20 protein-coding genes are annotated in these 18,248 nt (G+C 67.2%); 9 read left to right on the top strand and 11 right to left on the bottom strand.

What is annotated here, in order from left to right; translation table 11 throughout:
• Positions 1-16: 16 nt before the first annotated feature.
• The 5 genes from CPH63_RS12255 to CPH63_RS12235 form a co-directional block, all read right to left on the bottom strand.
• A complete protein-coding gene (locus CPH63_RS12255; RefSeq protein WP_241895634.1) occupies positions 17-367 on the bottom strand; it encodes an MGMT family protein in 351 nt (116 codons plus the stop codon).
• A gap of 15 nt (positions 368-382) precedes the next feature.
• Positions 383-1,543, bottom strand: a complete 1,161-nt coding sequence (gene moeZ, locus CPH63_RS12250; RefSeq protein ID WP_096305111.1) for an adenylyltransferase/sulfurtransferase MoeZ — start codon at positions 1,541-1,543, stop codon at positions 383-385.
• A 186-nt stretch (positions 1,544-1,729) separates the two neighbouring features.
• Positions 1,730-3,031, bottom strand: a complete 1,302-nt coding sequence (locus CPH63_RS12245; protein ID WP_157749505.1) for a DUF3152 domain-containing protein — start codon at positions 3,029-3,031, stop codon at positions 1,730-1,732.
• A 72-nt stretch (positions 3,032-3,103) separates the two neighbouring features.
• Entirely contained in the window at positions 3,104-4,189 is a 1,086-nt protein-coding gene (locus CPH63_RS12240) for an alpha/beta fold hydrolase (RefSeq protein ID WP_096303213.1), read from the bottom strand.
• Positions 4,190-4,200: 11 nt separating this feature from the next.
• Positions 4,201-5,310, bottom strand: coding sequence for a Ku protein (locus tag CPH63_RS12235; RefSeq protein WP_096303212.1), 1,110 nt, complete (start codon positions 5,308-5,310; stop codon positions 4,201-4,203).
• Positions 5,311-5,477: 167 nt separating this feature from the next.
• Here CPH63_RS12235 and ligD (CPH63_RS12230) point away from each other — a divergent pair, with 167 nt between their 5' ends.
• The 4 genes from ligD (CPH63_RS12230) to CPH63_RS12215 all read left to right on the top strand — a co-directional run bounded on the left by ligD (CPH63_RS12230) (position 5,478) and on the right by CPH63_RS12215 (position 8,439).
• Positions 5,478-6,461: a non-homologous end-joining DNA ligase gene (gene ligD, locus CPH63_RS12230; RefSeq protein ID WP_197704326.1), complete on the top strand. Its 984-nt coding sequence runs from the start codon at positions 5,478-5,480 to the stop codon at positions 6,459-6,461.
• Positions 6,458-7,396, top strand: a complete 939-nt coding sequence (gene ligD, locus CPH63_RS12225; protein WP_096303211.1) for a non-homologous end-joining DNA ligase — start codon at positions 6,458-6,460, stop codon at positions 7,394-7,396. Before ligD (CPH63_RS12230) ends, ligD (CPH63_RS12225) begins: the two co-directional genes overlap by 4 nt.
• 38 nt (positions 7,397-7,434) lie before the next feature.
• Complete coding sequence (locus CPH63_RS12220) at positions 7,435-8,100, top strand: TetR/AcrR family transcriptional regulator (RefSeq protein ID WP_096303210.1); 666 nt, start codon at positions 7,435-7,437, stop codon at positions 8,098-8,100.
• A 114-nt stretch (positions 8,101-8,214) separates the two neighbouring features.
• Positions 8,215-8,439, top strand: coding sequence for a DUF3107 domain-containing protein (locus tag CPH63_RS12215; RefSeq protein WP_096303209.1), 225 nt, complete (start codon positions 8,215-8,217; stop codon positions 8,437-8,439).
• Between the two features lie 43 nt (positions 8,440-8,482).
• Here the strand turns inward: CPH63_RS12215 and CPH63_RS12210 are convergent, their stop codons facing one another.
• Positions 8,483-9,211 (bottom strand): ferritin-like fold-containing protein, encoded by a 729-nt coding sequence (locus CPH63_RS12210; RefSeq protein ID WP_096303208.1) that lies wholly within the window; start codon positions 9,209-9,211, stop codon positions 8,483-8,485.
• Between the two features lie 265 nt (positions 9,212-9,476).
• Between CPH63_RS12210 and CPH63_RS12205 the strand changes: the two genes are divergently transcribed.
• From CPH63_RS12205 to CPH63_RS12190, 4 genes are read left to right on the top strand one after another with little or no spacing between them, the layout of a single operon-like run.
• Positions 9,477-11,162, top strand: a complete 1,686-nt coding sequence (locus tag CPH63_RS12205; RefSeq protein ID WP_197704324.1) for a DEAD/DEAH box helicase — start codon at positions 9,477-9,479, stop codon at positions 11,160-11,162.
• Between the two features lie 53 nt (positions 11,163-11,215).
• The gene (locus CPH63_RS12200) at positions 11,216-12,541 is read left to right on the top strand and encodes a PQQ-binding-like beta-propeller repeat protein (RefSeq protein WP_096303206.1); all 1,326 of its coding nucleotides are present in this window, start codon (positions 11,216-11,218) and stop codon (positions 12,539-12,541) included.
• Positions 12,538-13,467, top strand: coding sequence for an alpha/beta fold hydrolase (locus tag CPH63_RS12195; protein ID WP_096303205.1), 930 nt, complete (start codon positions 12,538-12,540; stop codon positions 13,465-13,467). The genes CPH63_RS12200 and CPH63_RS12195 overlap by 4 nt, the downstream gene beginning before the upstream one ends.
• 4 nt (positions 13,468-13,471) lie before the next feature.
• Positions 13,472-14,347 (top strand): oxygenase MpaB family protein, encoded by an 876-nt coding sequence (locus tag CPH63_RS12190; protein ID WP_197704323.1) that lies wholly within the window; start codon positions 13,472-13,474, stop codon positions 14,345-14,347.
• 28 nt (positions 14,348-14,375) lie between these two features.
• Here CPH63_RS12190 and CPH63_RS12185 read toward each other — a convergent pair whose 3' ends face one another.
• The 4 genes from CPH63_RS12185 to CPH63_RS22290 are packed head-to-tail and all read right to left on the bottom strand — an operon-like array spanning position 14,376 to position 17,120.
• The gene (locus tag CPH63_RS12185) at positions 14,376-15,308 is read right to left on the bottom strand and encodes a PD-(D/E)XK nuclease family protein (RefSeq protein ID WP_206745539.1); all 933 of its coding nucleotides are present in this window, start codon (positions 15,306-15,308) and stop codon (positions 14,376-14,378) included.
• Positions 15,309-15,325: 17 nt separating this feature from the next.
• A complete protein-coding gene (locus tag CPH63_RS12180) occupies positions 15,326-16,189 on the bottom strand; it encodes a PHP domain-containing protein (protein WP_096303203.1) in 864 nt (287 codons plus the stop codon).
• A gap of 35 nt (positions 16,190-16,224) precedes the next feature.
• Entirely contained in the window at positions 16,225-16,953 is a 729-nt protein-coding gene (locus tag CPH63_RS12175; protein ID WP_096303202.1) for a PH domain-containing protein, read from the bottom strand.
• An 11-nt stretch (positions 16,954-16,964) separates the two neighbouring features.
• The gene (locus CPH63_RS22290; protein ID WP_157749504.1) at positions 16,965-17,120 is read right to left on the bottom strand and encodes a hypothetical protein; all 156 of its coding nucleotides are present in this window, start codon (positions 17,118-17,120) and stop codon (positions 16,965-16,967) included.
• A gap of 131 nt (positions 17,121-17,251) precedes the next feature.
• On the opposite strand from CPH63_RS22290, the gene CPH63_RS12170 reads away from it, so the two are divergent.
• Positions 17,252-17,674 (top strand): NUDIX hydrolase, encoded by a 423-nt coding sequence (locus CPH63_RS12170; RefSeq protein WP_096303201.1) that lies wholly within the window; start codon positions 17,252-17,254, stop codon positions 17,672-17,674.
• Here the strand turns inward: CPH63_RS12170 and CPH63_RS12165 are convergent.
• Complete coding sequence (locus CPH63_RS12165) at positions 17,671-18,177, bottom strand: MaoC family dehydratase (RefSeq protein WP_096303200.1); 507 nt, start codon at positions 18,175-18,177, stop codon at positions 17,671-17,673. The genes CPH63_RS12170 and CPH63_RS12165 overlap by 4 nt on opposite strands.
• Positions 18,178-18,248 lie beyond the last annotated feature (71 nt).

Raw genomic sequence — 18,248 nt, 5'->3', positions numbered from 1 at the left:
CAATCCGGCCGAGCCGTCAGCCGGGCGACACACCATCCCATCGGCACTCCCGCAGCAGCACCCGGTCGCCGCGGAATGGAACCCCCTCCAGCAGTAGCAAAGCCCGCTGCCGGAGAAACAGATGCGGAGCGCATCGCCCGTCGGCCCGAAGCACCCGATGCCACGGCAGCGGTTGCCAGTGCGGCGAATCGTCGAGCACATCGTCTGAGTCGGTGTCACCGTACTCGGACAGCACCCGACCGACCTGTCGCGGAGCATTCGAACCGACATACTCCGCGACGTCGCCGTAGGTCATCACACGACCGCGCGGGATGCTCCGCACACAAGCCAGAATCTGCTCGTCGACGCGCGCCTCAGCCTCCGCCACCGGTGGCGCCGAAGGTCAGTAGGACGGCAGGCTGGGGTCGACCTGGTTCACCCAGCCGGTCACGCCACCCTGGACGTGCAGGGCGTCCTTGAAACCGGCGGCCTTCACCGCGGCCAGTGTCTCGGCTGAGCGCACGCCGGTCTTGCAGTACATGACGATTTGCTTGTCCTGCGGCAGGGAGGCCAGCGCGTCACCACGCAGAATCTGATCCTTCGGGATCAACGTGGCACCGGGGATGCTGACGATCTCCCACTCGGCGGGCTCGCGAACGTCCACCAGGTACACCGGCTTGTCCGAGTCGAGCAGCTCCTTGAGCTCCTTGGGGGTGATCGTCGAACCCGCGGCGGCCGCCTGGGCCTCCTCGGAGACGACGCCACAGAAGGACTCGTAGTCGATCAGCTCAGTGATCGGCGCGGTGTTCGGATCCTTGCGGATCTTGATCTCGTTCCACTCCATCGCGAGGGCGTCGAAGACCAGCAGGCGACCCAGCAGCGACTCACCGATCCCGGTGATGAGCTTGATCGCCTCGTTCACCATGGCCGAGCCGATGCAGGCGCAGAGGACGCCGAGGACGCCACCTTCGGCGCAGGAGGGCACCATTCCCGGCGGCGGCGGCACCGGGTAGAGGTCACGATAGTTGGGCCCGTAGTCGTCCCAGAAGACGCTGACCTGTCCGTCGAAGCGGTAGATCGAACCCCAGACGTAGGGCTTGTGCAGCAGCACCGCGGCGTCGTTGACCATGTAGCGGGTGGCGAAGTTGTCGGTGCCGTCCACGATGAGGTCGTACTGGGCGAAGATCTCGAGGACGTTGTCGTTGGTGAGACGCTCGTTGTGCACGATGACGTTCACGTAGGGGTTGATCTCCTTGACCGAGTCACGAGCCGATTCGGCCTTCGGCCGTCCGATATCGCTCTGGCCGTGGATGATCTGACGCTGCAGGTTCGACTCGTCGACGACATCGTCCTCGACGATTCCGAGCGTGCCGACCCCGGCCGCAGCCAAGTAGAGCAGGGCCGGAGAGCCGAGGCCGCCGGCACCGACGCAGAGGACCTTCGCGTTCTTCAGCCGCTTCTGCCCAGCCATCGCCACCTCGGGGATGATCAGGTGACGGCTGTAACGGCGGACCTCGTCGATCGTCAGCTCTGCGGCCGGCTCGACGAGCGGCGGCAAGGTAATGGGTAGTGACACCGGTGCTGGCACTGGATTTCCCTTCGATGGAACTCTTCTGCATTCGACGTCTTGTGGCAACGTGTCGTCCAAGAGCGTAACGACCGACGCCCGGCCGACAATTCCCGAGCACCCTATAGGCCGGTACCGGATCGCTGCGGGACGGTTCAGCGAGCGGGCCGAGCGGCGGTCGAACTAGCTGCCCGGAACCTGAATCGGGCTGTTCGTGGTGGTATCGGCGGACTCGACGCCGGGGGCGTCGGTGGCGCCGGCCGGGTAGGGCCACGGGTTGGACTCGCAGATCTGGCCACTGATCGATTTCAGCCCCAGCGTCTGCTGCATCATCGCCGGAGCCAGCCCGTTGGAGAGACAGACGTGGCTGTGCGAGTGCCCGAGCGCATGGCCGACCTCATGGTTGACCATGTACAGGTGGTAGGTAGCCAGATCACCGACATAGGCCAGATCACCGCGTACCCAGCGAGCGACGTTCTCGATCACCCGACGGCTGCTCGAGTCATAGCAGGAGGTCTCGACCGGCAGGTCGTAACCGCAGTACTTGCGGACGGTCATCGACGAGGTGAGTGTGACGTGGAAATCGGCCGCGGAGGAGGTCGCCACACGCTGCAACGAGACGTTTCCGGCGGCGATCCAGCTGTGCGGGTTAGCCAGCGTGGAATCGACGACCGACGCGAACTTCGCCGTGTCGACGCCGGTTACCCCGCCCTCGACATCGACGGTGTACTTGAAGAGCGGTCCGTGACCGATGACCGGCGACGTGCCCGGGAGAACGGTGAACTTGCCGTTGCCGGTAGTCGTGTACGCAGCACCCGCCGGAAGCACATCCGAGACCAGCGGCTCGTCAACGGCCCCGGCACCGGGTGCGTCGACCTTGAGCTGAGAGCTGGGCAGTGCCGCGGCCGGAGCCGGCGCGGCAGCTGATTGACTGGGCGCGGCGGCGACCGGAGTAGCCGGCGGCCGGCCAGCTATCTTGTCCGAGCTGGCTAGGGCGACGACAGTGACGACGGCCAGAATCGGCAGGGCGTAAGCCCGCCAACCGTAGCGCCGCACGAAGCGCCGGGTGCGGCCCATGAGCGAAGGGCCGGACTCAGCGTTCGCTTCGTAGGTCTCGTAGGCGCGCTGGGTGGCCACCACGTCGTCACTCGACGCCGGCTCGGCGTTCGCCGCCTGGTGAGCCTGAGCGGGAACGTGCGACCCTTCCGCGGCCGGCCGACGCGCCCCCGGTCGGCGGGTGGTCGCCGGCACGGGTGGTGCATGGCGGGCGGTACGGGGCACCGGACGTTGAACCGAAGCGTGGCCGGCGGTGCGGGCGGCGGAACTGGCGCGTCGCGACGGTGCTTGGCGGGCGCGGCGGTCGTACTGGGAATACTCGGCATCAAGTTCCGTCGCCGGGCGCTGCGCAGCCTGAATGGCGTCGATGGCGGCGCTGCGGCGGGTCTCCACTGCGCTCGCACGACTCCCCTCGGACTGCTCAGTCACGGTAACCAGGGTGGCACATCAGGCTGAGAACCGCTGAATCCACACGCCGCGACTCATCCCACTGCGAAATGACTAAAGTTGCTCGGCCGGGGGCCGGGGCTGGTTAGCGGTGGCATGGCGACCGGACGTCTGGCCACTCTGCGCGATCGTCTCGCTACGCATCTGCAGAAAGGCTCGGGCGGTGCTCTGCGGGTCCTCCATCTGTGCGACATGCCCGACGCCGGGAAGAATCAGCAGCCGCGCATCGGGAATCGTCGTCGCCACGCGAGGCGCCAGGCCGACGTCGACCAATTTGTCGCGATCGCCCCACACCACCAAGGTAGGTACGGAGATCGACGCCATCCGCGCCCAGGCGCCGCGGGCACCGGCCACCAGGTAGTAGCCGACCATGCCCCGCAGCGAACTCAGCATGGCGCTGGATGCCCAGCTCATGCCGCCACGCTCCTGCACCTCGGCGATGGCCTCCGCCATCCGGTTCGACGTGACCTTGGCCGGGTCACCGAAGACGAGCTCGACCGTTTGGCGAGCCCTCGTCTTGGGGCTCGTCTGCGCCAGCTTGCGCAGCGCCAACGTGCCGAATCCCGGCACGAGCAGCAGCGGCAGCGGGTTGACCCGCACTCGCCCCGGCCGCAGGTCGGGCACCGCGGGCGACACCAGCGTCAGCGTCCGCACCAGATCGGGCCTCGCAGCGGCGACCACGATGGAGATGAGGCCGCCCATCGAGTTGCCGAACAGGTGCACCGGGCCCCGGTTGGATTGCTCCAAGTAGGCGATCACCAGGTTTGCAAACGACTGGGTCGAGTAGTTGTCGTCCCGGGCCGGGCCGGATCGTCCGAACCCGGGCAGATCAATGGCCTCGATGTCCAACCAGGGCGAGAGCTGGGCGGCGAGATCGGTCCAGTTCGTCGACGAGCCACCCAGTCCGTGCACGAAGAGCGCCGGCTCAGCCTCTACGGCCGCGCCCGACGGCTGCGCCGAGACCGGCGTGCTGCGGACGAAGAGCGCCGAACCGCCAAGTTGAATTTTGCGGCCCGGCCAGGTGGGGATGCTCGAATCGAAGGTCGGCAGCGGCTCATCCGACAGCTGAGCGATCCGGACCGACCGGGGCTGCCCGGAGCGAGTACGCAGACTCGGCACGAGTCGCTGGGGGTTCACCATGGCAGGAGACCTTACGCGGTACGTCGGGCCCGAGTCGACTCGTGCTTGGCTGATTCTTGGTTGCTCGCCGTCGCCTTCTTCGCGGCTGCCTTGGCCGGAGTTTTCTTCGCCGGGGCCCGCTTCGCCGCCGGCTTCTCCGCCGTGGACTTGGACGCCGTGGACTTGGCCGCCGTGGACTTGGACGCCGTCGACTTCGTCGGGGGCGCCTTCTTCGCGGCTGCCTTCGCCGCCGTCGTCTTCGCGGCCGCCTTCTTCGCCGGGGTCTGACTCGCCGGGGTCTTGGCCGCCGGCGGTGCCTTGGCACTCGCTTCCGTGCCGGTCGCTTCCTTGCCGGTCGCTTCTCCCCGGCCCCGCTTCGCAGCGTCCACCGACGCCCGCAGCGCAGCCATCAGGTCAATAACTGTGCCAGTCGACGGCTGGGCGTCGGCCACCTCGACCACTTCACGCCCCTCGACCTTGGCGTCGATCACCTGCTGCAGCGCCGCGCGGTACTCGTCGGTGTACTGCTCCGGGTCGAAGTCGCCCGACATGCTCTGCACCAGCGACTGGGCCATGTCGCGCTCCTGCGGGCGCAGCGTTACGTCGGTCTCCAGGAAGGCGAAGTCGGCCTCGCGCACCTCGTCGGGCCAGACCATCGTCTCGAGCACGATGACGCCCTCGCGCACCCGCAGGGTGGCCAGTTGCTCCCGGTTGCGGATGGCGACCTTGACCACGGCCACCATGCCGCTGTCGGCGAGCGCGTCCCGGAGCAGCACATAGGGCTTCACCGCGGACTGTTCCGGCTCAAGGTAGTAGCTCTTCGCGAAGTAGATCGGGTCTATCTGCTCGTCCGGCACGAACTGCAGCACGTCCACCGCGCGCACTGTAGGCAGCGGCAGGTCGGCGAAATCCTCGTCCGTCAGCACGACGATCTCTCCGCTCGGAAGTGCGTAACCCTTCGCGATGTCGCCGTAGGCCACCTCTTCGCCGTCAGCCTCGGCCACCCGCCGGTATCTGATGCGGGAGCCGTCGCTGCGGCGCACCTGGTGAAAGCTCACATCGCGCTCTTCTGTCGCGGAGTACATCTTGACGCCGATACTCACCAAACCGAATGAGACGGCACCCTTCCAGATCGATCGCACCGGCGAACCTATCCTCGAAATGAGCCGCGAGCGCCCGTCGCCACGGCGTTGTTACCCAGCAGGCTCGACCACCTCACGGCGAAGAACGCGCTGCCGACTTACAACAACTCTGCACCATCATGGCGCGTGTCGTGACTTGGCGCTGCATCGCACGGCAGAATTGACGGATGCGGCCGATGCTCGCGACAGCGCGAAGCGATCTCCCCCGGGGCCCCGGATGGCTCTATGAGTTCAAATGGGACGGCATCCGGGCGCTGGTCGACGTTCATGATGGGACGGCGCGAATCACCACCCGCAACGGCAACGACGTGACAATCGCCTACCCGGAGCTGCAGACGCTGGGCACCGACTTCTCCGATGCCCTGCTCGACGGCGAGATCGTCGCCTTCAACAACGGACGCCCGTCCTTCGAAAGCCTTCAGCAACGGATGAACGTCCAGCAGGCCGCCCCGGCCCGGGCGCTGGCGGCGGAGAACCCGGTGGCCTTCATCGCCTTCGATCTGCTCCGCCTCTACGGCGTCGACCTGACCGGGCGTGAACTGCACGAGCGCCGCGAAACCCTGCAACGTCTGGCTGACGGTTCGATTGACGGCGGCACGGCTGATGGTGGTTCGGCTGATGGTGGTTCGGCGGCGTCTGCGGCGTGGAGTCTGAGCCCGGCCTTCGACGATCCCGATGCGGTCTCCAGCGCCGCCCACGCCCATGAACTCGAGGGTGTCGTCGCGAAGCGGGGCGACAGCCGATATCACCCGGGCGCCCGCAGTGCGGACTGGGTCAAGGTGAAGTTCATCCAGCGCAGCGAGTTCGTGGTGATCGGGTGGGAGTCGGCCGGCGACTCGGCTTCCCGCCTTAGCTCTCTGGTGTTGGGGTACTTCGCCGACGGCCGACTGCGGGTTGCCGGGAAGGTCGGCAGCGGGCTCACCAACGCGACCGCCCGAGCCCTGCAGGGTCAGTTGGTGACGGACCCGCGCCCGGCCGAACTCGGCCTCAAGGCGAGCCCCGGTCGGGTCCTAACCCGGGTGCAGCCGCGTACCGTCGTCGAAGTCTCCTATTCTCAGTGGTCAAACGACACCGACCAGGCCCGACTGAGACATCCCGTCTTCGTGGGAGTACGGACGGACAAGGATGCGAGCGAGGTGGGACGGGATTGAGTAAACGCGTCGCCGTCGACGTGCAGGGACGGCAGCTCAGCCTGTCCAACCTGCAGAAGGTGATGTACCCCGAGCCTGGCTTCACCAAGGGCGAGGTGATCGACTACTACACCCGCATCGCTCCGCTGCTGCTGCCGCACCTGGCCGCCCGGCCCCTCACCGTCAAGCGGTATCCGAACGGCGTGGATGCGCCCTTCTTCTACGAGAAGAACGCCCCCAAGAACACACCGGACTGGGTTCCGACGGCCCGAATCGCCGTACCGGGCTCCACGATGGATCGCGAAACCATCGATTTCCTCATCGTGGAGGAGCTGGCGACGCTCGTCTGGCTGGCCAACCAGGCCGCTCTTGAGCTGCACACTCCGCAGTGGCAGCTCGCGCCCGCTTCGGGTCGGCACCGCGATGCGGACCCGAAGCAACGCACCGATCTGATCGTCTTCGATCTCGACCCCGGTAAGCCCGCCGGAATCGCCGAGTGTGCCGAGGTCGCACTGCTGCTGCGGACCGAACTCGTCGATGCCGGCCTGCGACCGGCGGTGAAGACATCTGGCTCGAAGGGGATTCAGGTGAGCGCCGCCGTGTCGGTGAGCGCGCCTGAGGAGACGTCACGATTCGCCAAACAGCTGGCGACCGTACTGGCCGAGCGGCACCCGAAGCTGATCGTGTCGAAGATGGCGAAGTCCCTGCGAGGGGGGAAGGTGCTCATCGACTGGAGCCAGAACAACGCGGCCAAGACCACCGTCGCCCCGTATTCGCTGCGCGCACGCAGCCGCCCGACGGTCTCGACCCCCGTTGCGTGGGAGGAGTTGCAGTCGCCACAGAATCTGGTCTTCACCGCAGCGGACGTTCTCGAGCGGGCCGAACGTCTCGGCGACCTATATTCCGACACACTAGAAGCACCAAATCACCCGCAGTTGATCAGCGAGAGGGTTTAGCGTCGTAACATCTGTGGAAATTAGTATCCACGCGGAATATGGGAGCACTGTTGATAACCGAGAGCGAGCCGACGCCGCGCAGTGGACGCCTACCGCGCGCCGAACGTCGAAAGCAGCTGCTTGCGGCGGCCCAGAGTGTCTTCATCGCCAACGGCTACCACGCGGCGGCCATGGACGACATCGCCTCCGAAGCCGGAGTCTCCAAGCCGGTCCTGTACCAACACTTCCCCGGAAAGCTTGAGCTGTACCTCGCCCTGATCGACGAGCAGGCCGAAGCCCTGGTCGGCGCGATCGGTCGTGCGCTGTCGGAGACGACCGACAACCAGGAGCGCGTGCACGGAGTCCTGAGCACCTTCTTCAACTTCGTCGAGGGGGCCGAGGGTGGTTCACCCGGCGCGTTCCGCCTCATCTTTGAGACAGATCTCGGAAACGACCCGGCGGTCCGCGAACGGGTAGACCGGGTTTCGTCGGAGATCATGCATGCCGTTGCCGACACCGTCTCGGCCGACACCGGACTCGACCGGGTGCGGGCCGAATTGCTCGCGATGGTGCTCACCGGTGGAGCCCAGATCGTGGCCCGCTGGTGGCTCAACGCCGACCGTCCGATCCCCAAGGACGAAGCGGTGGGCCTGGTGGAGTCGCTGCAGTGGCGAGGCATCTCGAACTTCCCGCTCTTCGTCCTCGAACAGCAGCGTTCGCTCTGAGCGCAGGGCCACCGCGCGCAGTACCCGCTGGCCTTCGGCTAGCGTGAATACCAACATTCGTCATCGACGGCGGAGTTCGGCCCTGCCCACTCCGCAGAACCAAGGAGGCACCCCGTGGAGGTCAAAATCGGCGTTCAGCACACGCCGCGCGAGATCGTTGTCGAAAGCTCGCAGACTCCGGCTGAGGTGCAGGCGCTCGTCTCCGACGCGCTGAAGAAGTCCGACGGTCTGCTGTCGCTCACCGACGAGAAGGGGCGCGTCGTCCTGGTCCCCTCCGCTCTGGTCGCTTACGTCGAGATCGCCGACGCCGACGTTCGCCGCGTCGGCTTCGCCAACTAACTCGGCTGCGCCGGACGGCTCAGCCGTCGATCACACAGAAGGCTCAGCCGTCGAGACCAAGCTCGTGCATTCGCTCACTGTGCTTGTCGGTGATCCGGGTGATCATCGCGGCCACTCCGGTGAGCCCACCGGTGCCGTTCATCAACAGCTCGGTCAGCGCGTCGTTCTCGGCGAGGACGTGCTGGGTCTGGCTGATCGCCTCACCGACGAGCCGCCGGCCCCAGAGCGCTAGCCGCCCGGCAAGGGCTGGCTGCTCGGCGATCGCCGCGCGCACCTCACGCACCGCGAAGGCCGCGCTGCCGCTGTCGGCCAGCACCACCGAGATGAGTTCGCGGGTCCGCAGGTCGACGAACTCGGCCACCTCGCGGTAGAAGTCCGCGGCCATCCCGTCGCCCACATAGGCCTTGACCAGTCCCTCGAGCCAGGTGGATGGTGCCGTCGTGGCATGGAATGCCTCCAGCGCCGGGATGAAGGGCGCCATCGCTGAATTCGGCTCCGCGCCGAGCTCGGTCAGCCGATCGGCGAGCAGGCGGAAATGCGCGATCTCGGTGCCGGCCATCTGAGCCAGCGTGGCCCGGCCGACGAGCGTCGGAGCCATCCGGGCATCCTCGGCGAGCCGCTCGAACGCGGTCAGCTCGCCGTAGGCGAGTACGGCCAACAGGTCGACGACCGCCGCGCGCGGCACCTCGTCGTTGCCGGCCTCAGGGGGCGAGACGGGTCCGGGGACAGCAGTCGAAGCGTCGGAGTCAGCGGGCGCGGAGAACTCGGTCACGCCGGAAGAGTAGCGCCTGCGGGATGCCGTCCCACACCGCCTCCGACGCCAATCGAAGCCCGGCGCGAGGCCAGGATCCGTCGAAACGGAGGTGGTTGAGCTAGCATGGGGTTCTGGCGCCTTGAATCTCGGGGCGCCGAATCTCCGCGTTGACCCTCTTCTTTGTCGATCTAGCCACCGCTGTTCTGCGGTCTGCAGTCGAATGTGCACCGGATTCACCGGTCAAGCTGGTCGGCGCACCGACATGGAAGAGCAACGGAAAATAATGACAATAGAAGAACTCTCGAGCGCACCCTCCGTCACCGACGTCGAGGCTGCCCCCATCGAGGCAGAAGTTACGCCCCTCGCCGCCCGGGCCGATGTGAGCCCGAAGAGCCCGGCCTTCTCCGACTTCCCGATCCGGCCTGAGATCGTCAGCGCCCTCGCCGACGTCGGGATCACCCACACCTTCGCCATCCAGGAACTGACCCTGCCGATCGCATTGGCCGGCAACGACCTGATCGGACAGGCCCGCACCGGTACGGGCAAGACTCTCGGCTTCGGTGTACCGCTGCTGAACCGTCTCCAGCTCGGCGAAACTAAGCCGATTAGCGGTGCTGCACCCCAGGCCATCGTCATCGCGCCGACCCGTGAGCTCGCAGTCCAGGTCTCCGGCGATCTCGCCGCCGCCGGAAAGACGCTCGGCGCGCGGGTCCTGTCCATCTATGGAGGTCGGGCCTACGAGCCGCAGATCGATGCCCTGCGTAAGGGCGTGGACGTGGTCGTCGGCACGCCCGGTCGACTGCTGGACCTGATCAAGCAGGGCCACCTCGTGCTCAGCTCCATTCAGACTCTGGTGCTGGACGAGGCCGACGAGATGCTCGACCTCGGCTTCCTGCCGGACATCGAGAAGATCATGGCCACGATTCCGGCCCGTCGCCAGACCCTGCTCTTCTCGGCGACGATGCCCGGGCCGATCGTGGCCCTGGCCCGCCAGTTCCTGCAGCAGCCGATTCAGATCCGCGCCGAGGAGGGGAACGGCACCCCGCAGACCGAGCACATCGATCAGTTCGCCTACCGCGCCCATTCGATGGACAAGGTCGAACTGCTCGCGCGAATCCTGCAGGCTCGCGGACGTGGACTGACCATGATCTTCACCCGCACCAAGCGCACGGCGGCCAAGGTCGCCGAGGGGCTCATCGAGCGCGGCTTCGCGGCCGCCGCCGTCCACGGTGACCTCGGCCAGGGCGCCCGGGAACAGGCGCTGCGGGCCTTCCGCTCCGGAAAGGTGGACGTCCTCGTCGCCACCGACGTCGCCGCCCGTGGCCTGGACGTCGATGACGTCACGCACGTCATCAACTACCAGGCGCCGGAAGACGAGATGACCTACGTGCACCGCATCGGGCGCACGGCCCGCGCGGGCAAGTCCGGCACCGCGGTCACGCTGGTGGACTGGGATGACATCCCGCGTTGGAAGCTGATCTGCGACAAGCTGGCCCTGCCGTTCCACGAGCCGGTCGAGACGTATTCAACCTCCGAGCACCTGTTCATAGAACTCGACATTCCCCGTGAAGTTCGGGGTACCCTCCCCCGCGCCGAGCGCACCCGCGCCGGCCTTGGAGCCGAAGAGGTGGAGGATCTGGGTGGCCGCGAGCCCCGCGCGCCGAAGAGCGATCGCGGCGACGGTGGGCGTAGTCGCGGCGGCCGGTCCGGCAGCGGTTCCGGTGGCGCCTCCGGTGGCGGCTCGTCCCGGCGATCCGGGAGCCAGCGTTCCGGCGGCGACCGCTCCGGCCCGCCCCGGGCTGAGAGCGGTTCGGCCTCCGGCCCGTCCAGCGACGGCGGCTCGAGCAGTGCCGACGGCACCGCCGCCCGCCCCGCCCGCAAGCGCAACCGCCGGCGCACCCGCGCTGGAGCGGCCGGCACCACCGGCGCGGCCACGGAGTCGAAGACGAGCGACAGCCCCGGTAACTGATCCGGACCGGACCCACCAACGACCGCCGTCGGTAGGTGGGCGAAGATGTTTCGATGAGCCCGGCCGATCCTGCGACGAACCCTGCACTGGGTTCGGCCACCGGCTCGGCGACCGACTCAGCGACTGCCTCAGCGGAGGAGACGGCCGGAGATCCAGCAACGGAGTTCCTCGCCGACTTCAACGCCGCCACCCGACGGGCCCGACGCCGCTACGTCGCCGCGATCACGCTCATCACAGCGGCCACGGTGGCGACCTTCCTCATCATCGTGGCCCGCGGCGAGATCAGCCACGTCAGCAGTCGTACCGCGGCGTCGGCCCCGGCCACCGTCACCGCGGCACCACGTAGCAACCCACTCACCGTCGCATGGCGCAGCGACGACGCCACCGCGATCGGACAGCCGTTCTTCGGCGGCACCGTGGTCACCTACTCCGCGCACACGGTCACCGGACGGGACGCCCGCACCGGCTCACCGCGCTGGACCTTCACCCGAACGGATCGGGCACTCTGCTCGGTGATCCAGGAATCCGGGAAGACCCAGGCGCTCTACTCGGCCAAGGGCAACTGCGACGAACTCACCACGCTGGACACCGGTACCGGCCAGCGGATCCAGGAGCGGACTCTGGACGACGAAGGCAATCTGGTCATCGGGACACCGATCGTCATCCCGGACAGCCTCGCTCTGACGCTGGCCACCTCCACCCTGGTGCGCACGATCCGGATGAGCGACGGGCTGAACGGGTGGACCTACGTCGCGCCCGCCCAGTGTCAGAATCTGCGCGTCGTTCGCGGCGCTGCCGGTGTCCTCATCAGCCAGCACTGCACCAACGGGGACTACCTGCTGCTGCGTGACCTCACCGCCCCCGACAAGTCGGGAGACAACCCCACCGATCCGGTGAAATGGCGCATCCGCACCTCCGCCGTGGTGCCTGCTGCGGCCGACTCGTTCGTCGCCGCCCTCGATTCGACGACGCGCACCCTGATCCGCTACCAGCCCTCTAACGGCTCGGTCCTGGCGACCGACACCGTTCTCACCCCGGCCCCGTCGCCGTTGCGGCCCGTGCTGCAGACCGAATCGACGAACGGCGAACTGATCTGGATCGGCGACACCGTCTACGCGGTCGACACCCCAGGGGCCCGGCAGGTGTGGTCGAAGCCGGCCAGCACGCTCCCGACCTTCAGTGGGCCGGGCACCGCGACCGGGTCGGCCGACCTGAGCACGCTCGCCCTGCCCACCTCGACCGGAATCGCCATTCTGAACCCGAGCAGCGGCGCGGTGACCGAATCCATTGCGGTGAATGCGCCGCCGGCCGACAGCCGGATTATCACAGTGGGATCCGGATTCCTCGTCGCAGCATCGTCGACTACGGTCTACAAATGATGCAACGACGTCCGGCACCCGCAGTCGAACTGGCCGAGCCCCGCCAGCTAGCCGACGTCGACGTCCCCCTAGTCAGCATCGACACCGCTCGGGGCAGCTACGCCGCTCTCCAGATCGGCGATCCGGACGCCCCCGCCGTGCTGCTGGTCCCCGGCTTCACCGGATCCAAAGAGGATTTCGCGCCCATCCTTCGCCCCATCGCCGAGTGCGGCTACTTCGTGACCGCGGTCGACCAGCGCGGCCAGTACCAGAGCGCCGGCCAGCGGGTCGACGCTACCGGGGCGATCAGCGAGCTGGAGTCCGACTACACGACGGCGGCACTGGCCGAAGACCTGCTGGCGGTCATCGCGACCCTTCCTGGTCGGACCCACCTCATCGGCCACTCCTTCGGTGGACTGGTCGCGCGCGCGGCCGCCATCGCGCGCCCGGAGGCGGTCGCCTCCTTCGTCCTCATGGATTCCGGGCCGTCTGGGGTCGACGAGAGTCAGCGCGAGCGGCTGGACCTGCTCCGCCCGGTACTCCTCGAATACGGCATCGAGGCGGTGTATCAGGGCATGGAACTACTCGCCGCCAGCGAGGAGGGCTACGCTCCGCCACCGCCGGAATTGGCGGACTTCCTGCACACCCGCTTCGTGCAGAGCAGCCCGACGATGCTTCTGGGTATGGGCGACGCGCTGCTTTCGGAGCCGGATCGTGTCGACGAACTCCGCGCCACCGGCCTGCCGATCGTGGTGCTACACGGCCGTGATGAGGACGTCTGGCTGCCCCCGGCACAGATCGAGATGGCCGAGCGCCTGGGCGTGGAGCGGATCGTCATCCCGGACGCGGCGCATTCACCGGCGGCGGACAATCCGGCGCCGACCATCGAGGCGCTCGTCGGCTTCTGGCGAAGTGATGCGGTCCTGGCCGCCGAGGGTGCATCCTGAACGGGTGACCCCAGACGAGTTCGCCACTGGCACGATCGGAACCGGCCAGATCACCGCCGACCATGCGGGAAGCGCAGCGGAGGAAGACCTCGGGTACTTCGGACCGCAGAGCGTCACCTGGAAGGTTCACTCCGATCCGCTGGCGCTCATCGGCGGGCTGCGGGCACTGCTGCTGCAGGCGCTGCACCCGGAGGCGATGGCGCTTCTGGACGCCCAGTCCACGTTCCGTGAAGCGCCCTGGCGACGCCTGCAACGAACCGGCCTCTTCGTCGCCACGGTCGCCTTCGCCCCGCGCGCCGATGTCGATCGGATGGCGGCCCGGGTGCGTGGAATCCATCAGAAGTTGGGGGTGGTCGAGCTCGATCAACTGGTGTGGGTGCACGCCTGCGAGGTCGACTCGTTCCTGGTCAGTGCCCACCGCTCCGGCCTGCGGATCAGCCCCGCCGAGGCCGACCAGTACGTGCGCGAGCAGCAGATCGCAGCGGAGTTGGTAGGTATCCCGCGCGACGCGGTCCCCTCGACGCGAATCGAGCTCAAGGAGTATTTCGCCGGCATTCGCCCACGACTGCAGGCAACGGACGCGGCGCGGGCCGCGGCCCGGGTCGTCCTGCTTCCGCCGATGTCGGTTCCGATTCCGCTGGTCCTGCCGGCCCGTCTCGGCTGGACCGCGGTGACTTCGCTAGCCGTCGGGCTGCTGCCGGCCTGGGCCAAACGGATGTATCGGCTGCCGCCGCTGCCGGCCAGCGATACGGTCAACGCCCTGGCGCTTCGCAGCCTGCGGGTGGCGACGGCCCCGGTGCCCGCGCAGTATCGGCGTAGCCCGCTCTACCGCGATGCGCTCCGCCGGGCGGGCGTTGAGCGGGGCGACTCGGCCGCCTGACCACGTCCGGACTTCCTACTGATCTTCCCTACCCGGCGACTTCGGCCAGACCGGACCAGGAGTCCAGTGAGCGTGACGAGGCAAGCCCGGTCGGGCAGTTTCGCCGGAAGTCGCACCAACCGCACTGAGCGCCTGGTACGGCCGGGAAGAGATCGTCGGCGATCGCTGTCTCGTCGGCGGTCATGCCGGGCGGGCGCGGTGCTGCGGTCGGTGACGCCTGGGCGTCGGCCTGGTTGAGCAGCCCGGCCAGCGTGTCCGTCGCCGCCACGATGTCCTCGGCGCAGGCCTCGGCCCGGGCGATGTGTCGCTGCAGCGATTCGTCGGTGTGCTCGAAGGCGGCGACTGATCCGCTCGGCAGATGGTGCAGCTCAACCCTTCGGCAGGCCTGACGGAGGGTGCGCCGGGCTCCCAGCGCATAGAGCGCGAGAGCCAGCGAACCGCGCGCGTCATCCTCTCCCGGAATGCTGCGGCCGGTCTTGTAGTCGACGATGACCAGTTCCCCGTCCCGCCCGTCGATGCGGTCGACCCGACCGGAGACGGCGAGCCGGTCGGTGCGGGTGCCCACGGTTCGTTCGACCCCAACCGGCTCATCGTCGGCGTCGACTCCGCGCAGGTACTGCTCGACCCACTCCTTAGCCCGCGAGCGCCACGTCAGCGACTGCTCCAGATCGCGGAACCCGTCGTGCTGCCAGTGACGTTCGACCAGCCACCCGCCGTTCTCCGGATTGCGCTTGGGGCGCCCCAACTGCCACCAACGGTGCAGGGCCAGGTGTACGACCGCACCCATCGTGTTGTGGGCCCAGGGTGCCCCTCTCGGGGGCGTAGGACGGTCAAGATAGGTCATGCGATACCGGCGCGGGCAGTCGAACGTGGTCAGCCGCGAGGGAGTGCAGGAGAAGAGGCGAGTTGGCATCGACCCGAGTTGGAGCTGCTCCCCGACCTGCTCACCGACCCGCGACATAGCGCCACCGTAGTGGATCAGGCTGACAACCTGATGGGGACGCGAGCGGAAGTTCGCGACACGAGGCGTTCGTACTCCTTCGGGTCTGTGGTGCAGGCGCCCAGACGGGTCGTCTTGTTCGTCCCGTGGTAGTCCGAGGCGCCCGTGCCGACCAGGTCGAGCTCCGTGGCCAGGGCCCGCAGGGCGATTCGATCCTCCGGCGCATGGTCGGGATGGTCGATCTCAATACCGTCCAATCCAGCCGCCGTCATCGCCGCGATCACGTCCACGCCGACCACTGGGCCACGGCGATGGGCGAAGGGGTGAGCGAAGACGGTCAGGCCGCCCGCGGCCCGAACCAACTCGATCGCCGTGAACACGTCGGTGTCCACCTTCTTCGCGTAGTACTTGCCGTGGGCCGACAGCAGCTCCTCGAAGGCTTCGTTCACCGATCCAACCACACCGTTCTCCACCAGCACGCGGGCGATGTGCGGACGCCCGACGGCACCCCCGTCGGCGAGTTCGGTGACCCGCTCCCAGGTAACCGGATAGCCGTCCGCCTCGAGATTTCGGACGATCTGTTCGCCCCGTCCGAGCCGGCTCTCGCGCAGCCGGATCCGCTCCTGGCGCAGCCCTTCGTTCTCGGGGTCGTAGAGATACCCCAGCAGGTGCAGGCTGACGTCACGTCCGTCGGCCCCGGTGTAGACGCAGGAGAACTCGGTACCAGTGACGAGGGTCAACCCGGCTGGAAGGGCGGCGGTCGCCTCGGCCCAGCCGCCGGTGGTGTCGTGATCGGTGATCGCCAGCACCGTCAGCCCCGCCGCCTTGGCGTTGGCGACCAGCTCTGATGGCGAATCGGTGCCGTCAGAGGCGAGGGAGTGGGTGTGCAGATCGATCGTCACCGGTTCAGCCTATCGACGTGGGAGGTCGAACCCGATCACGGCGGCGGGTCGGCCCGTCGCGAGGGCGGTTGGGTTCCGACGTTGATACGGGGCAGCGGTGAGGTGTTGTGGCTATCGGGGTCATCGAAGGCGGCGGGCTCGTCGAAGTAGTCGCCGTCCATGCCGGGTGCGCTGGGTCCGACATCGAGCATCAAGTCCGGGACCTGGTCGGTGTCGGTCGACGGGGTCGGCGACGAACTCGGTGACGAACTCGGCAGCGGGGCGTCCTCGGGGTCGGTCGCGGCGCCGGTTCCGAAGAGCAGGTTGGAGATCTGTTGATAGTGCTTGTCCGGCCCGCTGATGTAGTCGATACGACTCAGCGCCTGGTCCTGCCCGGCCGACTCGATGATGAAGGTGCCGTAGTCGAAGAGGCGCCCCAGCAGGCTCTGCTGGTAGGTCAGGTCGGTGACTTTCGTCAGCGGCATGATCGCCACGTTGCGGGTGAGAATTCCCGAGATCAGGATGACCCGCTTCTTGGTGACGACCAGACGCTCGATATGCCAGTCGAAGACGATCCAGGCATACCAAGCGGTGCTCAGGATCAAGAAGCTCGCGGACATCAGACGCAGGATCTCGACATCCTCGAAGAAGCCGAGGGCGAGGAAACCGCCGATCAGGAATGCCAGGTACAACACGCCCGACTCGGCGAGAGATACCCAGTGCCGACGGACCTCGAAGACGATGCCTTCCGTCGGCAGCAGGTAGCGCTCGACGACGTCGGCCATCGGCTTGCTGCCTAGAGCTTGTCGATAAAGTCCGACACGCCGTGTGCGGTATTCATGACGCCGTGCCAGAGGTTGTGCGAGATTTTGGCGGCATCATCTGGCGACGTGACGATGAAGAAGAGGACGAACGCCACAACCACGGCGCCGATCAGCTTTTTCGTGTCCACTTGAACTCCAGTCCGTATCCATACGACTCCAGTTATGTTCTATCCGATTCCCGGCCGCGCCGCGTCAGGCGCGCCGCTGTGAGCCGACACACATCCTGGCCGCTACCGCGGCGAAAGGACACACTGATGCGATGACGACGACCCGCATCCGCGCCGCCGGCGGAGTTGTCTTTGACGACCGTCGGCGGCTGCTGATGGTCGAGCGGGCCCGCGATCCGTGGGCCAGCACCTGGTCGATCCCCGGCGGGAAGTGCGACGGCGGGGAGACGAGCGACGCCGCCTGTGTTCGGGAATTGGCCGAGGAGACCGGCCTTGCCGTTAGGGTGCTTCAGCTGCTGGGCAGCGTCGAAGACCATGTGGATGCGGTAGGTGACGCGGCTAAGAGCGTTACCTACTGCATCGACGACTACCTGTGCAGCGTCGTCGGCGGGACGTTACATGCCGCCGACGACGCCACCCAAGCGCGCTGGGTCAGCCGGGCCGAGCTGGCGCAGCTGCCGCTGGTGCCCGGGCTGCTCAGCGCGCTCACCGAGTGGGGGGCATTACCCGACTAGCGCGGGATCGGCGTCGGGCGACCGGGCTGCTCGCCGCCGCGGGCGTCGATGTACTCCTTGGTCGGAACCATCACCTTGCGCCGGAAAATGCAGACAATTGTGCCGTCCTGCTTGTAGCCGATGGTCTCGACGTAGACAACACCGCGGTCGGTCTTGGACTTGGACGGAGTCTTCTCCAGCACAGTCGTCTCACCGTAGATGGTGTCGCCGTGGAAGGTCGGTGCGACGTGACGCAGCGACTCGACCTCCAGGTTGGCGATCGCCTTGCCGCTGACGTCCGGCACGCTCAACCCGAGCAGCAGCGAGTAGATGTAGTTTCCGACCACCACGTTCTTGCCGAAGTCGGTCGTCTTCTCGGCGTAGTTGATATCCAGGTGCAGTGGGTGGTGGTTCATGGTGATGAGGCAGAACAGGTGGTCGTCGTACTCGGTGACCGTCTTACCGGGCCAGTGCTTGTAGACCGCGCCGACCTCGAACTCTTCGTAGTACCGACCAAACTGCACGTTGCACTCCTCATACGGATCCGTGTGGATGAATTTGCCCGCTGCTGCGTCAAACGTTGCTATCTTGCACG

This window comes from Jatrophihabitans sp. GAS493 (assembly GCF_900230215.1).
Taxonomy (GTDB): Bacteria; Actinomycetota; Actinomycetes; order Mycobacteriales; family Jatrophihabitantaceae; genus MT45.
The sequence above is the reverse complement of the archived record's forward strand: the minus strand, read 5'-3'. Positions and strand labels throughout refer to the sequence as shown.